Here is a 21,099-nt window from a genome sequence, read left to right as displayed (position 1 = left end):
CAATTAATAAAATGATAATTAATTGAAGGCTTTTTAGCTTCTTGAAGAAATTTCGACAAAAAGTGCAATAATTACTTGACGTCCATAAAAAAACTGTGTATTATGAAAAAGTCGACTTTAGTTCACTAATTTGACATTATTAAATTATTTGCGGGTGTAGTTTAGTGGTAAAACCTCAGCCTTCCAAGCTGATGTTGTGAGTTCGATTCTCATCACCCGCTCCATACATATTAACTAACGCAGTGTATCGTTACAAAGGAGAACGATGCATTGCGTTTTTTTATTTTGCATAAATACAGCTTTATTGGCTCTCCAAAATCTTATAAGAACCATCTCCGCCATGCACCTGAATAAACATATTCATTAATGATTCAGTCAGCTTATTCGCATTTTCCAAGTCTGTTGATGGTCTTAAATAAATAATTTGCAGTGCATTCTTGGTATCTAAGGTTACTGGTGTTCTGACAGAATCCACAAACGGACTCCCGAACGGTCCAATTAAATCAGAGGCAACAATAAGGCTTTCTAAAGAGTTAGAACGGCCATTTAATCCAATGTACTCTTCTCCCTCGGTGCCTAGTCGAACATCCACGTGCCCTTCTAAACGATCTAGGTCATAAATGCCGATGGGGACTTGATATTGCAACGAGAAAAAATTATTAATATCAATCGCAGTTTGAACAGACGTGAGATAATTTTGCTTCTGAACCCTCCTGTAAAGCGCTTCAGCGGAATGACGGTACCGATTAGGGTCCTTGCCAATCTTTTTAAAAATAGCACGCCATTCCTGGATTCCAGGCAGCTCCGGAACATTTTTATCCTCTAAATCAAAATATATAGACTCCTGGAACATCTGAAGTCTTCCTTTAAGCATTTGCGGCGAATCCCCAACGGTAATACCTTTGTATTCAATGACTCCTAATTTAAAATGAGGAATCTCCTTAAAAAGACCTGATGAAACTTGAATTTCCAACAATCACACCTCCAAAAATCATTGAAAATAGTTTATCATAAATAGATGTGCTACAAATAATTAAACGACCTCTAACATAGATCATTCTGGAAGAAAGGAGGAAGCCAAAGTGAATGCCAAAAATTTAAAAGAAGAACTTATTGCCTACAGCAAAGAAATCGGAATCGATAAAATCGGCTTCACAAGTGCCGACCCTTTCACCGAACTAAAAAACAGACTAATAACACAACAACAACTTGGATACCAATCCGGTTTTGAAGAGCCAGATATTGAGAAAAGAGTGAACCCAGCACTACTTTTGCAAGAACCAAAATCAATCATTTCGATTGCTCTTGCCTATCCTTCCAAAATGAACGAACGTGTTGAAAGTAAAAAGGGAGAAAGAAGAGGTATTTTTAGCCGGGCCTCCTGGGGGCTCGACTATCATCATATTCTAAGAGACAGGCTCAAAAAGCTGGAAGAGTTTATTTTAACAAAGGTGCCAGATGCCCGTTTAAAATCAATGGTCGATACAGGAGAGCTTTCAGATCGGGCAGTTGCAGAAAGAGCTGGAATCGGCTGGAGCGGAAAAAACTGCGCCATTATTACTCCCGAATTTGGCTCTTATGTATATATAGGTGAAATGATTACGAGCATTCCTTTTGAACCGGATACACCAATAGAAGACCAATGCGGAACATGCACAAAGTGTTTAGATGCATGTCCAACCGGTGCATTAGTTCAAGGCGGTCAAATTAATGCCCAGCGCTGTATTTCATATTTAACTCAAACAAAAGAAATCATTCCGGATGAATTTCGAGAAAAGATTGGAAATCGAATATATGGGTGTGATTCCTGCCAAACTGCCTGTCCGCATAATAAGGGGAAGAACTTTCATTTTCACAACGAAATGGAACCTGATCCCGAAGTCGCCAAACCATTATTAAGACCGATTTTAAAATTAAGCAACCGGGAATTTAAAAAACAATTTGGTTCTTTGGCAGGATCTTGGCGTGGGAAGAAGCCCATTCAGCGAAATGCCATTATCGCGCTTGCCCACTTTAAAGATGAATCTGCGGTTTCCGATTTAGTAGACATATTACAAAATGAAGTAAGTCCAATAGCAAAGGGCACTGCAGCATGGGCACTAGGTAAAATTGGCGGAGAAACTGCATTTGCGGCGTTAAAAAGGGCTGAAGAACAAGAAACTGATCAAGCAGTACAACGTGAAATTAAAAAAGGCTTAAGCTTTTATAACTAATTCTAGGAGCGAACCAAAACGGTTCCGCTCTTTTTTTTCAATTTCTTTCATAAGTATGAAGGGAAGGAGGGAAGATTATGCGTGAAATTCTTCAAGAACTATTTGAAAAAAGGGTTCAACAATTTGTAGCGAATCACAGAAATTCCAAGGATAATTTTTCAAAAGCAGATAGGAAGCTTGAGTCCTTAGCAAAAAGATCAGCAGAAATCGTCAAAGTGAAAGCAGCTGGGAAGATCCTTGAAAATACAAGCGAAGATGATTTTCAAACCATAAAATACAATGCTCATTATCAATATTTAATTAAACAAAAAGGCAATCTTTATTTGGAAGAAGAAGTCGAAGAAAGAGTAGCCAAATTTTATAAAGAAATATTAATTATGGATGGGGAAATCAAGCCCATGGAGAATGGAGCTCAGCCTGTGGGATATTCCGAGCCTTTCATGGCGGATACCTTCGATCGCTTAAGTTATCAATATAATCGGTTAAAAGCGATTCAGTATGCAGAACGCTGGTGGAACAGCTATAATCCAGCCTATAAAAAGTTTGAAAATGATTGTACGAATTTCATCTCCCAATGTCTTCATGTTGCAGGGGCACCAATGAGAGGCTATCCAAATCGCGGAACAGGATGGTGGATGCAAAATCATAACTGGAGCTATAGCTGGGCAATTGCCAACTCCCTTCGCTTATATTTATCTAAATCTACTACTGGATTAAGGGCAAAAGAGGTAAGCAGCCCCGATCAATTATTATTGGGGGATGTGATTTGCTATGATTTTGAAGGGGACGGCCGATTCAACCATAATACCATTGTCACGGCAAAGGACGCGAACGGAATGCCTTTAGTAAATGCCCACACCTATAATAGTCGAATGAGATACTGGGCATATGAAGATTCTTCCGCCTATACACCCAATATCAAATATAGGTTTTACCATATTCTTGATTAAAGGCACTTATCTTGAAAGCAAATGTCATAGTGGTATAATTCAGATAGAGTTTTTTATCTGAGGTGAAATTCGTGTCCATACATGTAGTACTATACCAACCACAAATCCCTTCCAATACAGGGAATATAGCGAGAACCTGTGCAGGTACCGATACCGCTTTACATTTAATTCGCCCGCTTGGCTTTTCAACCGATGACAAGATGTTAAAAAGAGCAGGATTGGATTATTGGGAACATGTAAATATCACATATTACGATTCATTAGAGGATTTTTATGAAAAAAATGCCGGCGGTGAATTTTTTTACTTAACAAAGTTTGGGCAAAAACCGCATAGCAGCTTTGATTATAGTAATCCAGACAAGGACTATTATTTTATCTTTGGCCGGGAAACAACAGGTCTGCCAAAAGACGTTATAGAAACAAATAAAGAGGTTTCATTACGGATTCCAATGAATGATAATATTCGTTCTTTGAATCTCTCCAATACAGCGGCGATTCTTATATATGAAGCACTTCGCCAGCAAAACTATATTCATTTGAAATAATTGCAAGGAGGTCCTAGGGTTTGGGCCTCCTTTTGCTAAAAAAGAAAGGATAAATGATATGAATGATACAATAGCAACTATACTTAATCATCGCTCTATTCGACATTTTGAGGACAAACCTTTAACCGTAGAACAAATACGAACGATTGTCACTTCTGCTCAATCCGCATCAACCTCAAGCTTTATTCAGGCCTACTCAATTATTGGGGTTAAGGATAGAGAGAAAAAGAGGAGACTCGCAGAGCTTGCAGGAAATCAAGAATATGTTGAAAAAAATGGCCATTTCTTTGTTTTTTGTGCAGATCTCTACCGCCATACGATTATTGGTGAAAAAGAACAGAAAAATGTCAATTCATCGATTGAAAGCACGGAGAAATTTATGGTTGCTCTCATCGATGCAACATTAGCAGCACAAAATGCGGCGATTGCAGCAGAATCTTTGGGACTTGGTATTTGTTATATTGGAGGCATTCGCAACCGACTAGAGGAAGTTCAAAAGGTTTTAAAAACACCAGAAAGAGTAATTCCTTTATTTGGACTAGCGGTCGGGTATCCAGTAAAACAAAATGAGCGTAAACCAAGGCTGCCTTTTGAACATATTTACCATGAAGACGAATATCAACAAAATACGGAAATTTATAACCGGCAGCTGGAAGAATATGATGAGTTGATATCTAACTATTATATTCAAAGAACGGAAGGAAAGAGAAACGACCGCTGGACCGAGCAGATGGGAAAAATGCTTGAAAAGCAAAATAGAATGTATATGAAGGAGTTTGTTCAAAAGAATAAATTAGACTTGCGATGAAAAAGGGCTGCTAAAATTAGCAGCCCTTTTATATGGTAAGAATTATTTTGTTCCTGGTTTGTCATTATACCCAGCAGTAAAGATTGCTGCTAAAAACGCGATAAAAACTAAAATGACGATGAAAGTATTCATGATATGTATTGCCCCCTCGTTAAACAATTTTTCAATTTAGACACATATATATCATTATTATAGCCTAACTTTAAAAAATGAAAAGTGCAATATTCCTTTTATTGAAACAAAAAAGATAGACAGTATCTCTTCTTGGTTACGCATGTTCAATAGACAATGTGCATAGAGTATATTAATCGTCTCTGATTAAGCTTTCGGGGGAGGGCCTTATGGATATTCTAAAAAAAATCGAGATGTATCGTGAAGAAGAGGAAAAACTGCGTTGGGAAGGATCATTCGCTGATTATCTATTGTTGTTAAAGGAAAAGCCATGGGTAGCACAATCTGCACATTCTCGAGTTTATAATATGATTAAGGATGCAGGAATTGAAGAGGAAAAAGGGACGAAGAAGTACAATTTCTTTAGCAATCAATTATTCGGTTTAGAGGAAGCACTGGAGCGTCTTGTTGAAGAATATTTCCACCCAGCAGCGAAAAGGCTGGATGTAAGAAAACGTATTTTGTTATTAATGGGGCCGGTGAGCGGCGGTAAATCTACGCTAGTAACGATGCTTAAAAGAGGTTTAGAAAGTTATTCCCACACTGCCAGAGGGTCTGTGTTCGCCATTAAAGGCTGTCCAATGCATGAAGACCCGCTTCATTTAATCCCACATCATTTACGGGCGGATTTTTATGAAGAGTATGGAATTCGAATTGAAGGAAATCTTTCACCGCTAAATATGATGCGGCTTGAACAGGATTATGGCGGCAGAATTGAAGACGTGTTAGTTGAACGTGTTTTTTTCTCAGAGGATAAACGTACAGGAATTGGAACCTTTAGTCCATCGGATCCAAAATCACAAGATATTGCAGATTTAACAGGCAGTATTGATTTTTCAACGATTGCTGAATTTGGTTCTGAATCAGATCCGCGTGCTTACCGTTTTGATGGTGAGTTAAATAAAGCAAACCGTGGGATGATGGAATTCCAGGAGATGCTAAAATGTGATGAGAAATTCCTTTGGCATTTACTCTCGTTAACTCAAGAAGGAAATTTCAAAGCAGGCAGGTTTGCACTCATTAGCGCGGATGAGCTTATCGTTGCGCATACAAACGAAACGGAATATCGTTCCTTTATTTCTAATAAGAAGAATGAGGCATTACACTCCAGGATTATTGTCATGCCGATTCCTTATAATTTAAAAGTTTCACAAGAAGAAAGAATTTATGAAAAGATGATAAGAGAAAGTGATGTATCGGATGTTCATATTGCACCTCATACTTTAAGAGTAGCAGCGATGTTTACCATTCTTACTCGTTTGAAGGATCCTAAAAAAGGTGATATTGATTTAGTGAAGAAAATGCGCCTTTATGACGGAGAAAATGTAGAAGGATTTAATACTGCAGATGTGGAAGAACTGAAGAAAGAGTATCCAGATGAAGGCATGAGCGGTATTGACCCACGTTATGTCATTAACCGGATTTCATCGACTATCATTCGAAAAGAAGTACCTTCCATTAATGCCTTAGATGTTTTAAGGTCATTAAAAGATGGGCTGGATCAACATCCATCTATTACTGCAGAGCTGCGTGAACGATATATGAATTACATCTCTATTGCTCGAAAAGAGTATGATAATATTGCCAAAAATGAAGTTCAAAAGGCCTTTGTTTACTCCTATGAAGAATCGGCGAAGACATTAATGGATAATTATCTTGATAATGTTGAAGCTTACTGCAATAAAGCGAAACTGCGTGATCCGTTAACAGGAGAAGAGATTAATCCGGATGAAAAATTAATGCGTTCGATTGAAGAGCAAATTGGAATCTCTGAAAATGCGAAAAAGGCGTTTAGGGAAGAAATATTGATAAGAATTTCAGCTTTCGCAAGAAAAGGCAAACGGTTTGATTATAATTCGCATGATAGACTTCGTGAAGCCATTCAAAAGAAACTATTTGCGGATCTAAAGGATGTTGTTAAGATAACTACGTCTTCAAAAACACCAGATGAGCAGCAGCTTAAGAAGATTAATGATGTAGTAGCCCGGTTAATTGACGAGCATGGTTATAATTCGACTTCAGCAAATGAATTGCTGCGCTATGTCGGAAGTTTATTAAATCGATAATGCCAAGGGACTGGTAGAAGCAATCTGCCAGTCTGTTTTTTTCCCAAGTAAAAAAATAAATCTTGTCCAATTAGTAGGCAACAACCCAATTGTCAAAATTATTTGTAAATTATTCGCGGTTTCTGCATAGGATAAAGTAATCCATATTTTATCTGATTTTTTCATTCGGGTTATTGTATGTGTGTGATTAAAAAGTGTGCATTTTGAAAATGAATAATTTCATAAGGAGGGGTTTACATTGTCAGATAATAACCATCAATTTGTCATTTCAAGAGAAGATTGGTCCCTCCACCGTAAAGGCCACGATGACCAGCAGCGGCATCAGGAAAAAGTCCAGGAGGCAATTCGCAACAATCTTCCAGACTTAATTACAGAAGAGAGCATAATTATGTCTAATGGCCGAGATGTGGTAAAAATTCCAATTCGTTCATTAGACGAATATAAAATTCGTTATAATTATGACAAAAACAAACACGTGGGCCAAGGTGACGGTGACAGTCAAGTCGGTGATGTAGTAGCACGTGACGGTTCCAGCGGGCAAAAGGCTCCAGGCAAAGGGCAGGGAGCAGGAGATCAGGCAGGCGAGGATTATTTTGAAGCCGAAGTGTCTTTAATGGAGCTTGAGGAGGCTTTATTTAAACAATTAGAGCTTCCGAATCTGAAAAAGAAAGAAGAACAGGAACATCTTGTTGAAAACATCGAATTCAATGATATCCGCAAAACAGGACTTATGGGAAACATTGATAAGAAACGGACAATGATGTCTGCTTTTAAGCGGAATGCCATGAGTGGGAAGCCGGCATTCCACCCGATTTACAAGGATGATTTGAAATTTAAAACCTGGAATGAAGTAGTTAAACCAGATTCTAAGGCTGTTGTTATCGCGATGATGGATACGAGTGGATCTATGGGGATTTGGGAGAAATACATGGCGCGCAGCTTTTTCTTCTGGATGACAAGATTTTTACGTACAAAATATGAAACGGTAGAGATAGAGTTTATTGCTCATCATACCGAGGCAAAAGTAGTTTCTGAAGAAGACTTCTTCTCGAAAGGAGAAAGCGGTGGAACGATTTGTTCATCCGCATACCGCAAAGCCCTGGAGATCATTGACGCTAAATATAATCCACGAAAATTCAACATTTACCCATTCCACTTTTCAGACGGTGATAATCTCACATCGGATAACGCCCGTTGTGTGAAGTTGGTTGAAGAATTAATGAAGGTATCCAACATGTTTGGATACGGGGAAGTAAATCAATATAATCGCCATTCGACATTAATGTCCGCTTACAAAAATATCAAAGATGAACGTTTCCGCTACTATATTCTAAAACAAAAAGCAGATGTATTTCATGCTATGAAAAGCTTCTTTCAAAAAGAAGAATCAAAACAATATGCGTAACAAAAAATCGACAGGTAGGTACCTGTCGATTTTTGCTGCTATTCAATTGAGAGGATTCCGTCTTGGCCTTGGTCTGAGTGTCCCTGTTTCTTTACATTTAATTTTGTTAAGTTTGTAAAGATAACTGGAGTCACAACTGATGGTACTGATTTCTTAAGGAACTCTAAATCAAATTTCAGGATTTCCTGACCTTTAGTAACTTTTTGTCCTTCTTCAACAAGTATAGTAAAGCCTTCACCTTTTAAATTAACGGTATCCAAGCCAATATGAATAAGGATTTCATAGCCTTGATTAGATTTAATTCCAATTGCATGCTTCGTAGGGAAAACATTCATAATTTCACCGTCAACTGGTGAAACCACCGTACCTTTTGATGGAACAATTCCAAAACCGTCTCCCATCATTTTTTGTGAGAAAACTTGGTCTGGCACTTCAGTAATCGGGATAATTTCTCCTTCGATTGGCATAACAAAATCTTTATCAGAAAGTGGTGAAAGACCATCTGATTCAACCGGCTCGGCTGTTTCATAAGCCAAAACCGGATTCACACCAGTTGTATTAATTCTTTTCATTGCATCCGCAACGAATTCTACTTCCGTACCAACAACGATCTGTAAATTGGTTTTATTTAATTTCATAATACCTTTCGCGCCGTGAGTTTTTAAAGCAGAATCCTTTACTCGATCCATATCTTTAATATTTAAGCGAAGTCGTGTTGTACAATTATCAATCGCCGTAATATTCTCTCTGCCGCCAATGTCATTAATAAAATGATAAGCCATTGTTTCATATTTGTTGGCACCAACAGCCGTTTCAGGAGTTACGCTTTCCAAGCTTTCCACATCATCTTCCCGTCCAGGAGTTTTAATATTAAAGGCTTTAATTAAACTATAGAAAATAACAAAATAGATAACAGCGTAAACGAGACCTACTACTAATAGTAATAATGGTTTTTCAGCAATATTAAAGTTTAACGCATAATCAATGGCACCTGCTGAAAAGGTAAATCCATCTCGGATTCCGAGCATCGAAGTGATGACGAAAGATAATCCTGTTAAAACAGCATGCACTCCATATAATAATGGGGCAATAAACATGAATGAAAATTCAATAGGTTCTGTAATCCCTGTTAGGAATGAGGTCAATGCCACCCCAATAAACATCCCTAAAGTAGCTTTTCTTTTTTCTGGTTTGGCTGCAGCTACCATGGCAAGTCCAGCTGCAGGAAGTCCAAACATCATAACCGGGAAGAAGCCAGTCATATAGCCGCCAGCATTTGGATCACCCGCAAAGAATCGAGCAATGTCTCCGGTTTTACCGGCATATTCACCAAATTGGAACCAAAACAAGCTGTTTAATACATGGTGCAAGCCTAAAGGAATCAGCAGTCGGTTTAAAAATCCGAAAATACCTGAACCGATTGCGCCTAAACCGATAATCCAGTTGCCAAGTCCATTGATGGCATCCTGGATAGGCGGCCAAATAAAACCACAAAGTCCAGCTAAAATAACCATTGCGACAGAGGTAATAATTGGAACAAACCGGCGGCCGCTGAAGAAGCCTAACCACTCCGGAAGTTTAATATCACGGTAACGATTGTATAATAATCCCGCAATAATTCCGGCTAAAATCCCACCAAGAACTCCCATATTAATATTTTTATCGATCGCTTTCGTTCCTTCTGTTAAAACCAAATAGCCGATTGCACCAGATAAGGCAGCGGCACCATTGTTATCTTTTGAAAAACCTATGGCCACCCCAATTGCGAAAATTAAGGCCAAGTTAGCAAAGATTGCATTTCCGGCGTTAGCGATAAATGGAATATTTAATAAATCTGGCTGTCCAAAACGGAGAAGCAGCCCAGCAGCAGGTAAAACAGCAATCGGAAGCATTAATGCTTTACCAATTCGTTGTAAAAAGCCTAACATAGTTATTCACTCCTTTTATTTGTTAATTCTTGTGTAAGCGTTTTTTTCCACGAGTTCACTATACCACTTGATAATTATAGATGTCTATACCAATTTTTACTTTTTTTGAATTCCTAATTTATAGGATTAAGTAAAATCGTTTAATTTTGGGGATTTATCAAAGGATTATTTCTGAAATGAAATCGTAAACCTAAAATTGGTATAGACAACTAGATAATGGCGATGCTAAGATTTAGATATAATCTGAAAGGAAGTCTTGAAGATGATTCATAAAGTTAATCATATTTTACTGAAGGGTGTCCGGGTTTATTCAGAAGACCGCATAATAGTAAATGGCTATATAAAAATAAAAGACAAAAAAATTTTTGAGCTAGGATCAATAGAAGAACTAATTAAAGAAGAAAACTATAATGTAATTGAAATACCTGCCGATTTTAGTGCAGTTCCAGGCTTTATCGATGTTCATATCCATGGAGTGGCAGGTGCCGACACAATGGATGCCACTAAGGAAGCACTTGACATAATGGTTGCAGCCTTGCCAAAAGAAGGAACTACTAGCTTTTTAGCAACAACCATGACACAAGAGGGAAAACAAATTGAAAATGCTTTAATTAATGCAGGCCGATACATCAATGAGCAGAAATCTCAAGGGATGGCTGAAGTGCTAGGAATTCATCTTGAAGGCCCTTTTGTAAATGCTAAAAGAGCAGGGGCACAGCCAATTCAGCATATTGTTGACCCAAATCTAGCGTTATTCAAAGAATGGCAAAACCTTTCCAATAATACGATTAAACTAGTTACGTTAGCGCCTGAGCAGCCAGGCGGACTTGAAATGGTCCGCTATTTAAAAGATAACGAAATTGTTGCATCCATTGGTCATTCCGACGCTACCTATGAACAGGTTGGCGAAGCAATCGAGGCAGGTATGAATCACGTCACACACCTCTTCAATCAAATGAGGGGGCTTCATCACCGTGAACCAGGCGTTGTAGGTGCTGCCTTTTTACGTGATGAACTAAAAGCAGAAATAATCGTTGACGGTGTACATGTCCGCCCGGAAATGGTGAAACTTGCGTATAAAGAAAAACAAAGTGAAGGCTTAATATTAATAACGGATTCTATGAGGGCAAAATGCTTGAAAAACGGGATGTATGATCTTGGCGGACAAGAGGTAACGGTAAAGGATGGAAAAGCCGTTCTTGCAGACGGAACTCTTGCTGGCAGCATTTTAAAATTAGGGCATGCAGTTAAAAATATTTTAACCTATACGGAGTGCTCGCTTGAAGAAGCCATCGAAATGGCTTCCGTAAATCCAGCAAAGCAATTAAATATATTTGATCGGAAAGGAAGTATCGCCGCAGGTAAGGATGCTGACATTGTCATCCTAGATGACAAAATGGAAGTGGTTATGACGTTCTGCCGCGGCACACTTGCCTATAAAAAGGAGAGTTTATCTAATGAAAGTCATTGAAGTGAAAGACTACGCTGAAATGAGTCAAAAAGCCGCTGAATATATTATCCAAAAGGTTTGTCAAAATCCACAGATTAAGCTGGGACTTGCCACTGGCGGGACACCAATTGGGACTTATAAAAACTTAATTGAAGACCACAAAAAGAATGGAACTTCATATCAAAATGTAACGACTTTTAATTTAGATGAATACATTGGCCTCCCGGGTGAAAACAAAAATAGCTACCGGTATTACATGAATGAGCAGTTGTTTAATCATATTGATATAAATTTGAATAAAACAAATATCCCCAAAGGCGACATAAAGGATATGGAAGCCGAATGCCTTCGGTATGAGGATTTAATTAGCAAACATGGTGGCATTGATCTGCAAATTCTTGGAATTGGCAGTAACGGACACATAGGATTTAATGAGCCTGGAACCTCATTTAACTCGATTACCCATATTGTCAAATTAGCTCAATCAACCATAAATGCAAACGCCAGATTTTTTAATCGAGTCGAAGAAGTTCCGACAAGAGCGATTACCATGGGAATATCCTCCATTTTAAAAAGTAAAGAAATTCTTCTTTTGGTTTCTGGAGAAAACAAAAAAGAAGCTTTATTCAAGCTTTTGAATGGTGATATTAATGAAAGTTTCCCAGCATCTGTATTGAAAAATCATCCATGTGTTACAATTATTGCAGATAAAGCGGCGGTAGCGGGTTTAAAGATTCATTGTTAAGTTATAAAATAAAGTGCGATCTGCGGCTGACCTAGTTTAATTAGAAAGGTGTATGTAGGAGATGATTAATAAAAACTCCCCCATTCCACTTTATTATCAATTGGAAGAACATATAAAGGAATTAATTGAAAATGGTGAATTAATGCCAGGAGATGCATTGCCTCCCGAAAGAGAATATGCTGAAAAGTACCAAATAAGCCGGATGACAGTCAGACAGGCCTTTACTCAACTAGTAAATGAGGGGTATTTAAATCGTTTGCAGGGGAAGGGAACATTTGTAGCCGAACGAAAAATTGAACAGCCCTTACAAGGATTGACGAGCTTCACTGAAGACATGATATCAAGAGGACTTTCTCCAGGGAGTCAATTAATCCATTTCGAGATCATTCCTGCAACAAGTCAAATTGCTGGGCAATTAATGATACAAGAATATGGGCCGGTATATGAAATAAAGCGAATTCGTTTAGCTGATGGGGTTCCCATGGCATTAGAAACCAATTATATTTCAGCAAACCTTGTAAAAGGACTTACTGAGGAAATTGTCAATCAATCCTTGTACGCTTACATTGAAGGACAATTAAACTTGAGAATCGATAGTGCCTCCCAGGTTATTGAATCATCCATTGCAAGTCAAACCGAAGCCAATCATTTAAAAATTGCCAAGGGCGCACCGGTGATGCTGATTCAACGAAATACTTACCTGCAAAATGGCACTCCTGTTGAATTTGTGAAATCTGTTTATAGAGCAGACCGATATAAATTTAAAATTCAAATGAAACGCTAAACAGCTGCATTTTTTGCATCTGTTTTTTTTATTTTCCTTGGCGATTAAGACGTTTATTACCATTAATACTTTCTCCAAAAAAATTAAAAATAAGAAGGCAAGAGATTCTTTTTGCAGAAGGAGGTATTTCAATTGATAAAAAAACCAGTGGGGTTACTTTTAACAGGGGTCCTAACTTTGGGACTTGCTGCTTGTAATAACAACAATAAAAATGATTTAAATGATCGAACTGGGATGAATATCACTGATAGGGATAACCGTATTATGGATGTCCGTAATGGCAGGGATGATGGCATCGACCATAACGGGCCGCTTACCGAGGATTACACAAATAGGAATAACAATGACAGGGATCTTGATTTAAATCTGTTTAATGATAATCGTAAAATCAGACGAAATAATGACGATATGATTTCGGCTTATCAAACAAACTTAGACAGCAATCAATATCCGCATACACAAGCGGTATTAATCAGGGATGCCAAATACCAATTTGTTCGTCTAGATCCAAGTCAAGCCAATTTGTCGGGAATGATGCAGCAAATACAGCCATATGTACAGCAGCAGCTTCAGCCGTATTTACAGCAGCAAACTCCAAACGCGGGAGCACCTGCGGGACAACAAGCGCCGAGGGTTACAACACCAACACCAAAGGTAACTTCACCGGTCCCAAAACAAACGCAGCCGGCACAACCAGCTCCTAAGCCAGCTGCACCGGCACCAGCCGCACCAGCACCAAAGCAGCCTGCACAAGCTCAAGCTCCCGCTACTGGGGCAGTCAGCCAATTTGCGCAGCAGGTTATTAATTTAACGAATGCACAAAGAAGTAAAAATGGTCTTCCAGCGTTAAAAGCTGATACCCAGCTAAGTGGAGTTGCTCAAAAGAAAGCTGTAGATATGCAGCAAAACAATTATTTTTCACATACCAGCCCAACTTATGGTTCACCATTCGACATGATGAGAGATTTTGGAGTAACTTACAGAGCAGCGGGTGAAAATATTGCCCAAGGACAGCGCACTCCGCAGGAAGTAGTTACTGCCTGGATGAACAGTCCAGGGCATCGTGCCAACATTTTAAGCTCCAAATTTACTCACATTGGAGTAGGCTTTGAAGGAACAGGTAAACATTGGTCACAAATGTTTATCGGGAAGTAATCACAAAAACGACGGGTTTATTAGCCCGTCGTTTTACAATTTATTCATTTTTCATTAAGGTAGATATAGTTGGAAACTCAAAATGAAAGGTTGTTCCCACACCTAGTTCACTTTCGACCCAAATGTTCCCGTCCATTGCCCGAACAATGCTATAGACAACCATCATTCCTAGGCCTGTGCCGTTTTTCCCTTTTGTCGAATAAAACGGTTCTCCTAACCGTTCAAGCTGTTCACCAGTCATGCCAATTCCGGTGTCTTTCACTCGAATGGTTACATTACTTTGGGTATACTCAGTAGTAATAGATAAATAGCCCCCATTTGGCATTGCTTCTATTCCGTTTTTCAACACATTCACAAAGCATTGGCGAAATTTTTGTTGATCACCTTTGATGAAACCTATAACGGAAAAATCAGTCAAAATTTCTACCGAATTTTGATTAGCTAATGGTTGAAGAATATTAATGATCTGTCTTAGTTCACTTTTCACATTAAGTTCCTCAAACGTTTCTAATGAAGGCTTTGCAAACGTTAAATAATCCTGAATAACCCTTTCTGCTGATATTAATTCTTCCTTTACGATGGAGAGATATTCCTTTCTTTTTTGCCTGGAAAGATAGTCATCCTGCAGCAATTGGACAAAACCGCTTGCTGCTGTAAGCGGATTTCGAATTTCATGGGATATTGCTGCTCCCATTTGCTCAACTGCTTTTAATTTTTCCGCTTTTATGAGCTGCTGCCTCATTTCACTATTTCTTCTTACAAATTCAATTGAATAGGATATTATTCCAATTCCAAGAGGAGGAATCACTAAGTAAGCAAACAAAGCATCGAACAGGTTAGCATGAGGGTTTTCAAATTCCATTCCAATAACCGTAAACGCTCCAAGAATGATACCCATAACGACTGATATCAAAATGCGGCGACCAGAAACTTGCCTTGAAAACCGCGGATAAATCCTCCATAAAACAATACTAAGCGGGATATAAAGTAGTAATGTTTGATAAAAACCTAAATTAATCCCATAGAAAAACCTTAAAATAATTGTGGCCGCTACCAGAATAGGACCTATTCCAACATAAAGTCCTCCGATTACCAAAGGTATGATTCTTAAATCATATCTGGCAAAGGAAACAGGATTATAAGAAAACTGAATAAAAACCCAAAGAACAAAAATTGAAAATAGTATGATAAAAGGTTTAGATATATTTGTCCTTTTGCTTTTTTCAAAAAAAATGACACAAAAAAATAGAAGAATAATTAAAATGGTGAGATTTAAGAAAAAGTGTTTCGTAATTTCCATTTACTTCACCGTCCATTAAAGGCCTTTAGGAAAATTTTACAGGTATTTTAGGCAGGATACAACAAAATTTGCATAATATTTCGAAAAAATACAACAAAAGAATAAAACCTATAAAAAAAAGGGGAATGTTTTCACAATTCCCCTAGCGTAAATATGAAACGGTATTTCTTCCTTTAGTTTTGGATAAATAAAGAGCAGTGTCCGCCTTTTGAATTAATTCATTGGCATTAGATAAAGAATTTGGAATCATTGTGGCAATACCGATACTTATTGTGACAATATTGGCAATCTCTGAACTTGTATGAGCAATCTTGAGTGACTGAACAGTATTCTGAATAAGCTGGGCAATTCTACTGCCTTCCGTCTCGGCGGCAGCAGGGAGGATAAGGGCAAACTCTTCACCTCCATATCGACAGAATGTATAGTTCAAATCAGATGGAAACAAATCTTGAATGGCCTGGGCTATAGATTGTAAACAAAAGTCTCCAGATAGATGACCATATGTATCATTGTATTTTTTAAAATAATCTATATCGAACATAAGTAAAGAAATAGGTGAGTTTGTAGATATTGATTTGACCCACTCAGTTTCCAGTGTTTGATCAAAATATCTGCGATTGGCAATTCCGGTTAAACCATCCATAAAGGATAACCGATTCAAAAGCTCATTGGCCTTATGCAATTTTTGCTCAGATTGCTTGAGTTTAATGACGCTGACCTCAAGTTCTCTTTGTGCCTGATTTGATTTTGCAATAAACTCTAAAAAATGGTATGCAATAAATCCGCCGATTAAAGAAAATGTATAATGAACTACTATAACATTCTTCAGGACCTGTAGGTCATGAATTCTAAGAAAGAAAATAAATGAAATGATCAATAATCCGAACAGGTTCATGACAACTGCTTTTGCCGATGGAGGATATCTAAATTTGGAGATTAGGCCACAAACAATACCTGTTAAAAGTGCTCCAAAAGAGGGAAGCAGGGCGGCTTGATTAAAGTCAAAAAATACGATTCTTCCAATTGCAATTAGCAGGGAAGCAAGTAAGGCGGGGATAAAGCCGCCGAAAACAGCTGCAATAACAATAGCAATGTGTCTTAAATCGGCGATAATATTCGTGCTAATATGAATGCTGAACACCATTAATATGTTGCCAAGAATGCCAAAGGAAAGTCCCCAATAAAGCTTTGTAGATAATGGGGCTACTAAGGTTAAGGGCCTGTTTTTAAAAATTTGTCCCATAAGAGAAAAGGCCGCTACTAAAAATGCGGTATTTGTAACAAAATCTTTTAACATTTGATAACTCCTGGCCTGTAAAGTAAATACTTCAGTTTATTCTTCCAATTATACTATAAATTAACTATTTTCGACAAAATTTGATAAAATCATTAAAAAAAGAAACTTCTGGTAAAAAGGAAGTTTCTTTTTTGTAAACTATAGAGCTATTGTTTTTTTAGCGAAATCCTTAGCGACGATAATTGCTTTTTCTTTTGCAGCTGCCACTATCTCAGGAACCCTATGAGGATATAGATCGAATCCCTCTGCAACAATAGTGTCCATTACCTCAATGCCGAGAAAACGCAAGGCAATTTTTAAATAACGGTCGCCAGATTCTAATTCCTGCATTGGGGTCCCTGTATATTGTCCCCCGCGTGTTTGAATATGAAGGGCTTTTTTATTGGCTAAAAGTCCTTTTGGACCATTCGGTGTATGTGCAAAGGTTTTGCCTGCAATAAACAGATTATCAAGAAAAGCTTTTAAAACTGCTGGTGAATTTAGGTTCCACATGGGAGAAACAAAAACATAATAATCATACGTAATAAATTCATCTGCCAATGCATGCATCTTTAAAATTTTCTTTCTCTCAATCTCCGAAAGCTGGTCTAGTCTATAACCATACCCGGCTAATTTTCCGCGGGCAAACACCAGATCAGCATCCATTTGGGCAAAGTCCAAATTAAATAGATCCAAACTCTTTATTTCAATCTCCGGATGTTCCAAGTGAAAAGCTTCTAGGAAGGCTTCACCAATCTGTAGGCCTTTTGATTTTTCCAGCCCTTTAGGATTGGCTGTAATATAAAGTAACTTTTCCAAATAATCACGCCCTATCAACATAATATTAGTTTATTACCATTATTATAAAAAAAATTTCCTTGCTCAACATTGAACAATAGGTGAAGTTCTTGAACAAAAAGTGTCTGTAAATTTCTATTTTCAATTAAATACAGAATATTTAAAATGGAAAATTTGTTTTAATAGCGCTTTCAAAATATTATTGACGGAAACAAACTGTGGGTGATAAGATACAAATAACATTAATTAGTTCAGTAAACTAATTAATAAAATCTCGAGATTAAATTTTTTTAAAAAGAAATGAAAAGGGTTTCAGATTTTTAAAAAGTCAGTCAATCGTCAAAAAAAAGATTTAGAAGAATTTATTTTAATTTTTCCAAACAAAATCAAACTAGTAATGGAGGGGTAAAGATGAGTCAAAACGCTAAGCTTAAAGTAGAGGCAACAACAAGTAGACCAATGGCTGCAACAACCAAGCCTTTTGGAATGAAAGATAAACTAGGTTATTTATTTGGTGATTTCGGAAATGATTTTTTCTTTATTTTAGTAGCTGCGTTCTTAATGGTGTACTATACAGACGTTTATGGCCTTAACCCGGCATTTGTCGGTACACTGTTTTTAATTGCGCGATTATGGGACGCTGTAGCAGATGTTTCATGGGGCCGCTTTATTGATACTAGAAGAGCGGGTAAAAATGGAAAGTTTAGACCTTGGATTTTTAGAATGTCCTTTCCGCTTGTTATTACTGGTGTATTAATGTTTGTTCACATTCCAGGCATGTCAACAGGATTTTATGAGGCTTATGCCTTTGTAACCTATATTTTGTGGGGAACCTTATATAGTACTGTTAACATTCCTTATGGTTCAATGGCATCCGTTATTACAAGTGATCCTGTTGAGCGTACTAGCCTATCTAGCTTCCGTACTTTAGGTGGCAATTTAGCTGGTTTAATCATTAACGTTGTCGGTCCGATGATATTGTTCGTAAACAATAAAGCAGATGCAAATCATTTCTTATTAGGTGCAATTATTTTTGGAGTTCTTTCAATCGCATGTTATATGGCATGTTATAAATTATCAGTTGAACGTATTGCCATGGATGAAACAGAAAAACCAAAAGTTAAATTAGGCCAAACCATAAAAGGACTTGGAAAAAATAAGCCATTATTATGGATTTTAATCGCTTCTTTAACTTTTATGGTATGTTTCATGTTAATTGGTACGGTAAACGTGTACTTATTTAAAGATTATTTTGGCAACGCAAAAGCATTAAGTATGGTAGGACTTATTCAATCAGTAGCTGTATTTGTGGGAATGCCTTTAATTAAACCGTTAGTTGCAAAATTTGGTAAAAAAGAAGTAGCATCGGCAGGTATTTTACTCGCCGCTGTGGTTTATGGTGCGTTATATTTATTGCCTAACTTATCTGCCACTCAATTTATTGGAATTTTATCTATCGCAATGTTTGGTTATGGAATTTTTAACTTAGTAGTTTGGGCGTTTGTAACAGACGTTATTGATTATCATGAATATTTAACGGGATTACGTGAAGATGGAACCGTTTATTCAATCTATTCATTTGCGCGTAAAGTGGGTCAGGCTATTGCTGGCGGTCTTGGTGGTTATGCGATTGCGGCAGTTGGCTATAATGCAACTCTTAAAGCCCAATCACAAAGTACACTAGATGGTATTCATACTTTAGGTACACTAGTTCCATTCATTGTCTTAATCGTGATTTTCTTAATTCTGGTCTTCTTATATCCATTAAATAAAGTTAAAACACATCAGCTTGCGATTGATTTAGCTGAAAAAAGAAATTCTCAAAAATAAATCAGTCCAATAATAATTATATAGGAAAGCTCCGATTACCGATTAAATGGTGATGGGAGCTTTTTTCGTTCAAAATTATACAAAATTTTTATAACGCTTTCATTGACGAAAAATGTCGAAGGTGATATTATACAGTCATAGATAATTAATAAGTTTATTAAACAAATTAAAAGAAATCTGAGAAGAATTTAGTTTTTTTTATTTAGTAATGAAAAGGGTTTCAAAATTATTGTCTGTAAATGAGAAGGGAAGCGAAGAAAGATGGAAACGACAGGCACAAAGAAACTTACATTAAAAGAAAAAGTGTCGTACGGTTTAGGGGATGTTGGAAATGGATTCATGTTCGATATGGGCCAATTATATTTGCTTAAATTTTATACGGATGTATTAGGGATCTCAGCTTATTGGGGCGGATTAGTATTTTTAATTTCAAAAATATTTGATGCGTTTGCCGATTCATCGGTTGGAGCATTTGTTGATAGACGAAACTTAGGAAAACGCGGGAAATTTAGACCATTTATCTTATTTGGATCAATTCCTTTAGCAATAATGACGGTAATTTCATTCTTAGCACCTGACTTCTCTAGTACAGGAAAAATTGTCTTTGCATTTGTAACCTACATGCTGTTCGGACTTGCTTATTCATTTGTCAATATTCCCTACGGTTCACTTGCAGCTTCCATGACTCAAGATTCTGTCGATCGTGCTTCTCTTGGGTCATTTAGAGCAATTGGCAGCCAGTTTGCCATGTTAGTTTCCGGAATGACCGTAATTCCTATTGTTTCACATTTTCCAAATGAAAAGATCGGTTATGCTGTGGGTATTGCAATAATGGCTGCTATTGGAGTGATTTTCCATTACATTTGTTATCGTAATACGAGTGAGAATATTGTAAGAGCGCCAAAAGCGGATCAAGAAAAGATTCCTATGTCAAGATTATTTAAATTATTGTTAAGTAACAGACCGCTAATCGCCCTTTGTTTTGTATGTTTGTTTATGGTTGCAGCAAGCAATCTCCGCACAGCAGTACAGCTATACTATTTACAATATAATTTAAAAAATACAGGTCTTATAACACTACTGTCTTTTACTAGTGTAGGAATTGCTGTTGTTGGTTCTTTTTTTATTCCAACTCTTGTTAAAAGATTTGGTAAGAAGAAAACATTCATTATAGGGTTAATAATTGGTGTTGCTGCAGATGCTGCAAACTTTATTTTGCCGGCTAATATTCCAACATTTCTAGTATTATTATCAATCGGCAGCCTTGGATTAAGCTTTGCCCTTGGATTGCCATGGGTTATGGTTGCAGATACAATCGACTACCATGAATGGAAAACAGGAGAACGAACTGAAGGTGTTGTATATTCTTCCTATAGCTTCTTCCGTAAATTAGCACAAGCACTGGCTGGTTTTATACCAGGTGTAGCTCTGGGATTAATTGGCTATGTTCCAAATGTACAACAAACGGCTGAAACCTTATTGGGAATTAAAGGCTTAATGTTCCTTGTCCCTGCGGTATTCAACTTAATTGCTTGTGTGATTTTAATTGTTGTCTATAATTTAACTGATAAAAAATACAAAAATATTATAGAGGAATTAAAAGTAAAGAATTCAAATGAAAAATTAAAAAGTGCATAATAAAGAACCCCTTTCAGTTTTATTGCTGAAAGGGGTT

The 21,099-nt window shown here is 37.3% G+C and carries 17 protein-coding genes and 1 tRNA gene; 13 read left to right on the top strand and 5 right to left on the bottom strand.

What is annotated here, in order from left to right; all coding sequences use genetic code 11:
- Positions 1-150: 150 nt before the first annotated feature.
- A tRNA-Gly gene (locus LC455_RS19075) sits at positions 151-224 on the top strand.
- A 77-nt stretch (positions 225-301) separates the two neighbouring features.
- Here LC455_RS19075 and LC455_RS19070 read toward each other — a convergent pair.
- On the bottom strand, positions 302-973 hold the full coding sequence (locus LC455_RS19070; RefSeq protein ID WP_223593109.1) for a B3/B4 domain-containing protein: 672 nt from the start codon (positions 971-973) through the stop codon (positions 302-304).
- A 109-nt stretch (positions 974-1,082) separates the two neighbouring features.
- Between LC455_RS19070 and queG the strand changes: the two genes are divergently transcribed.
- The 6 genes from queG (at position 1,083) to yhbH (ending at position 8,158) form a co-directional block, all read left to right on the top strand.
- Positions 1,083-2,213 (top strand): tRNA epoxyqueuosine(34) reductase QueG, encoded by a 1,131-nt coding sequence (gene queG / locus LC455_RS19065; protein WP_223593107.1) that lies wholly within the window; start codon positions 1,083-1,085, stop codon positions 2,211-2,213.
- Positions 2,214-2,290: 77 nt separating this feature from the next.
- Complete coding sequence (locus LC455_RS19060; protein ID WP_223593105.1) at positions 2,291-3,163, top strand: amidase domain-containing protein; 873 nt, start codon at positions 2,291-2,293, stop codon at positions 3,161-3,163.
- A gap of 71 nt (positions 3,164-3,234) precedes the next feature.
- Complete coding sequence (gene trmL, locus LC455_RS19055) at positions 3,235-3,708, top strand: tRNA (uridine(34)/cytosine(34)/5-carboxymethylaminomethyluridine(34)-2'-O)-methyltransferase TrmL (RefSeq protein WP_223593103.1); 474 nt, start codon at positions 3,235-3,237, stop codon at positions 3,706-3,708.
- A gap of 58 nt (positions 3,709-3,766) precedes the next feature.
- Complete coding sequence (gene nfsA / locus LC455_RS19050; RefSeq protein ID WP_223593102.1) at positions 3,767-4,516, top strand: oxygen-insensitive NADPH nitroreductase; 750 nt, start codon at positions 3,767-3,769, stop codon at positions 4,514-4,516.
- A gap of 341 nt (positions 4,517-4,857) precedes the next feature.
- Positions 4,858-6,753, top strand: a complete 1,896-nt coding sequence (locus tag LC455_RS19045) for a PrkA family serine protein kinase (RefSeq protein ID WP_223593100.1) — start codon at positions 4,858-4,860, stop codon at positions 6,751-6,753.
- A 238-nt stretch (positions 6,754-6,991) separates the two neighbouring features.
- On the top strand, positions 6,992-8,158 hold the full coding sequence (gene yhbH / locus LC455_RS19040; protein ID WP_223593098.1) for a sporulation protein YhbH: 1,167 nt from the start codon (positions 6,992-6,994) through the stop codon (positions 8,156-8,158).
- 38 nt (positions 8,159-8,196) lie between these two features.
- Here yhbH and nagE read toward each other — a convergent pair whose 3' ends face one another.
- Positions 8,197-10,086 (bottom strand): N-acetylglucosamine-specific PTS transporter subunit IIBC, encoded by a 1,890-nt coding sequence (gene nagE, locus LC455_RS19035; RefSeq protein WP_223593097.1) that lies wholly within the window; start codon positions 10,084-10,086, stop codon positions 8,197-8,199.
- Between the two features lie 262 nt (positions 10,087-10,348).
- Here nagE and nagA point away from each other — a divergent pair, with 262 nt between their 5' ends.
- The 4 genes from nagA to LC455_RS19015 all read left to right on the top strand — a co-directional run bounded on the left by nagA (position 10,349) and on the right by LC455_RS19015 (position 14,220).
- Complete coding sequence (nagA, locus tag LC455_RS19030) at positions 10,349-11,557, top strand: N-acetylglucosamine-6-phosphate deacetylase (RefSeq protein ID WP_223593096.1); 1,209 nt, start codon at positions 10,349-10,351, stop codon at positions 11,555-11,557.
- Positions 11,544-12,281 carry a glucosamine-6-phosphate deaminase gene (gene nagB, locus LC455_RS19025; RefSeq protein ID WP_223593095.1) on the top strand — a complete coding sequence of 246 codons (738 nt, stop codon included), beginning with the start codon at positions 11,544-11,546 and terminating at the stop codon, positions 12,279-12,281. Before nagA ends, nagB begins: the two co-directional genes overlap by 14 nt.
- A 61-nt stretch (positions 12,282-12,342) precedes the next feature.
- Positions 12,343-13,065, top strand: coding sequence for a GntR family transcriptional regulator (locus LC455_RS19020; protein WP_223593094.1), 723 nt, complete (start codon positions 12,343-12,345; stop codon positions 13,063-13,065).
- Between the two features lie 408 nt (positions 13,066-13,473).
- Positions 13,474-14,220, top strand: coding sequence for a CAP domain-containing protein (locus tag LC455_RS19015; RefSeq protein WP_223593151.1), 747 nt, complete (start codon positions 13,474-13,476; stop codon positions 14,218-14,220).
- 40 nt (positions 14,221-14,260) lie between these two features.
- On the opposite strand, the gene LC455_RS19010 is transcribed toward LC455_RS19015, so the two are convergent.
- The 3 genes from LC455_RS19010 to LC455_RS19000 form a co-directional block, all read right to left on the bottom strand.
- Positions 14,261-15,133 carry a sensor histidine kinase gene (locus LC455_RS19010; protein ID WP_223593093.1) on the bottom strand — a complete coding sequence of 291 codons (873 nt, stop codon included), beginning with the start codon at positions 15,131-15,133 and terminating at the stop codon, positions 14,261-14,263.
- A gap of 529 nt (positions 15,134-15,662) precedes the next feature.
- Positions 15,663-16,817 (bottom strand): GGDEF domain-containing protein, encoded by a 1,155-nt coding sequence (locus LC455_RS19005; protein WP_223593092.1) that lies wholly within the window; start codon positions 16,815-16,817, stop codon positions 15,663-15,665.
- A gap of 138 nt (positions 16,818-16,955) precedes the next feature.
- On the bottom strand, positions 16,956-17,615 hold the full coding sequence (locus tag LC455_RS19000) for an FMN-dependent NADH-azoreductase (protein ID WP_223593091.1): 660 nt from the start codon (positions 17,613-17,615) through the stop codon (positions 16,956-16,958).
- Between the two features lie 390 nt (positions 17,616-18,005).
- On the opposite strand from LC455_RS19000, the gene LC455_RS18995 reads away from it, so the two are divergent.
- Complete coding sequence (locus LC455_RS18995) at positions 18,006-19,424, top strand: MFS transporter (protein WP_223593089.1); 1,419 nt, start codon at positions 18,006-18,008, stop codon at positions 19,422-19,424.
- 261 nt (positions 19,425-19,685) lie between these two features.
- The gene (locus LC455_RS18990; RefSeq protein WP_223593087.1) at positions 19,686-21,062 is read left to right on the top strand and encodes a glycoside-pentoside-hexuronide (GPH):cation symporter; all 1,377 of its coding nucleotides are present in this window, start codon (positions 19,686-19,688) and stop codon (positions 21,060-21,062) included.
- The last annotated feature ends 37 nt before the right edge of the window (positions 21,063-21,099 follow it).

It is taken from the genome of Neobacillus bataviensis (genome assembly GCF_019969725.1).
Note: the sequence above shows the minus strand (reverse complement) of the source record. Positions and strands in the feature narration are given on the sequence as shown.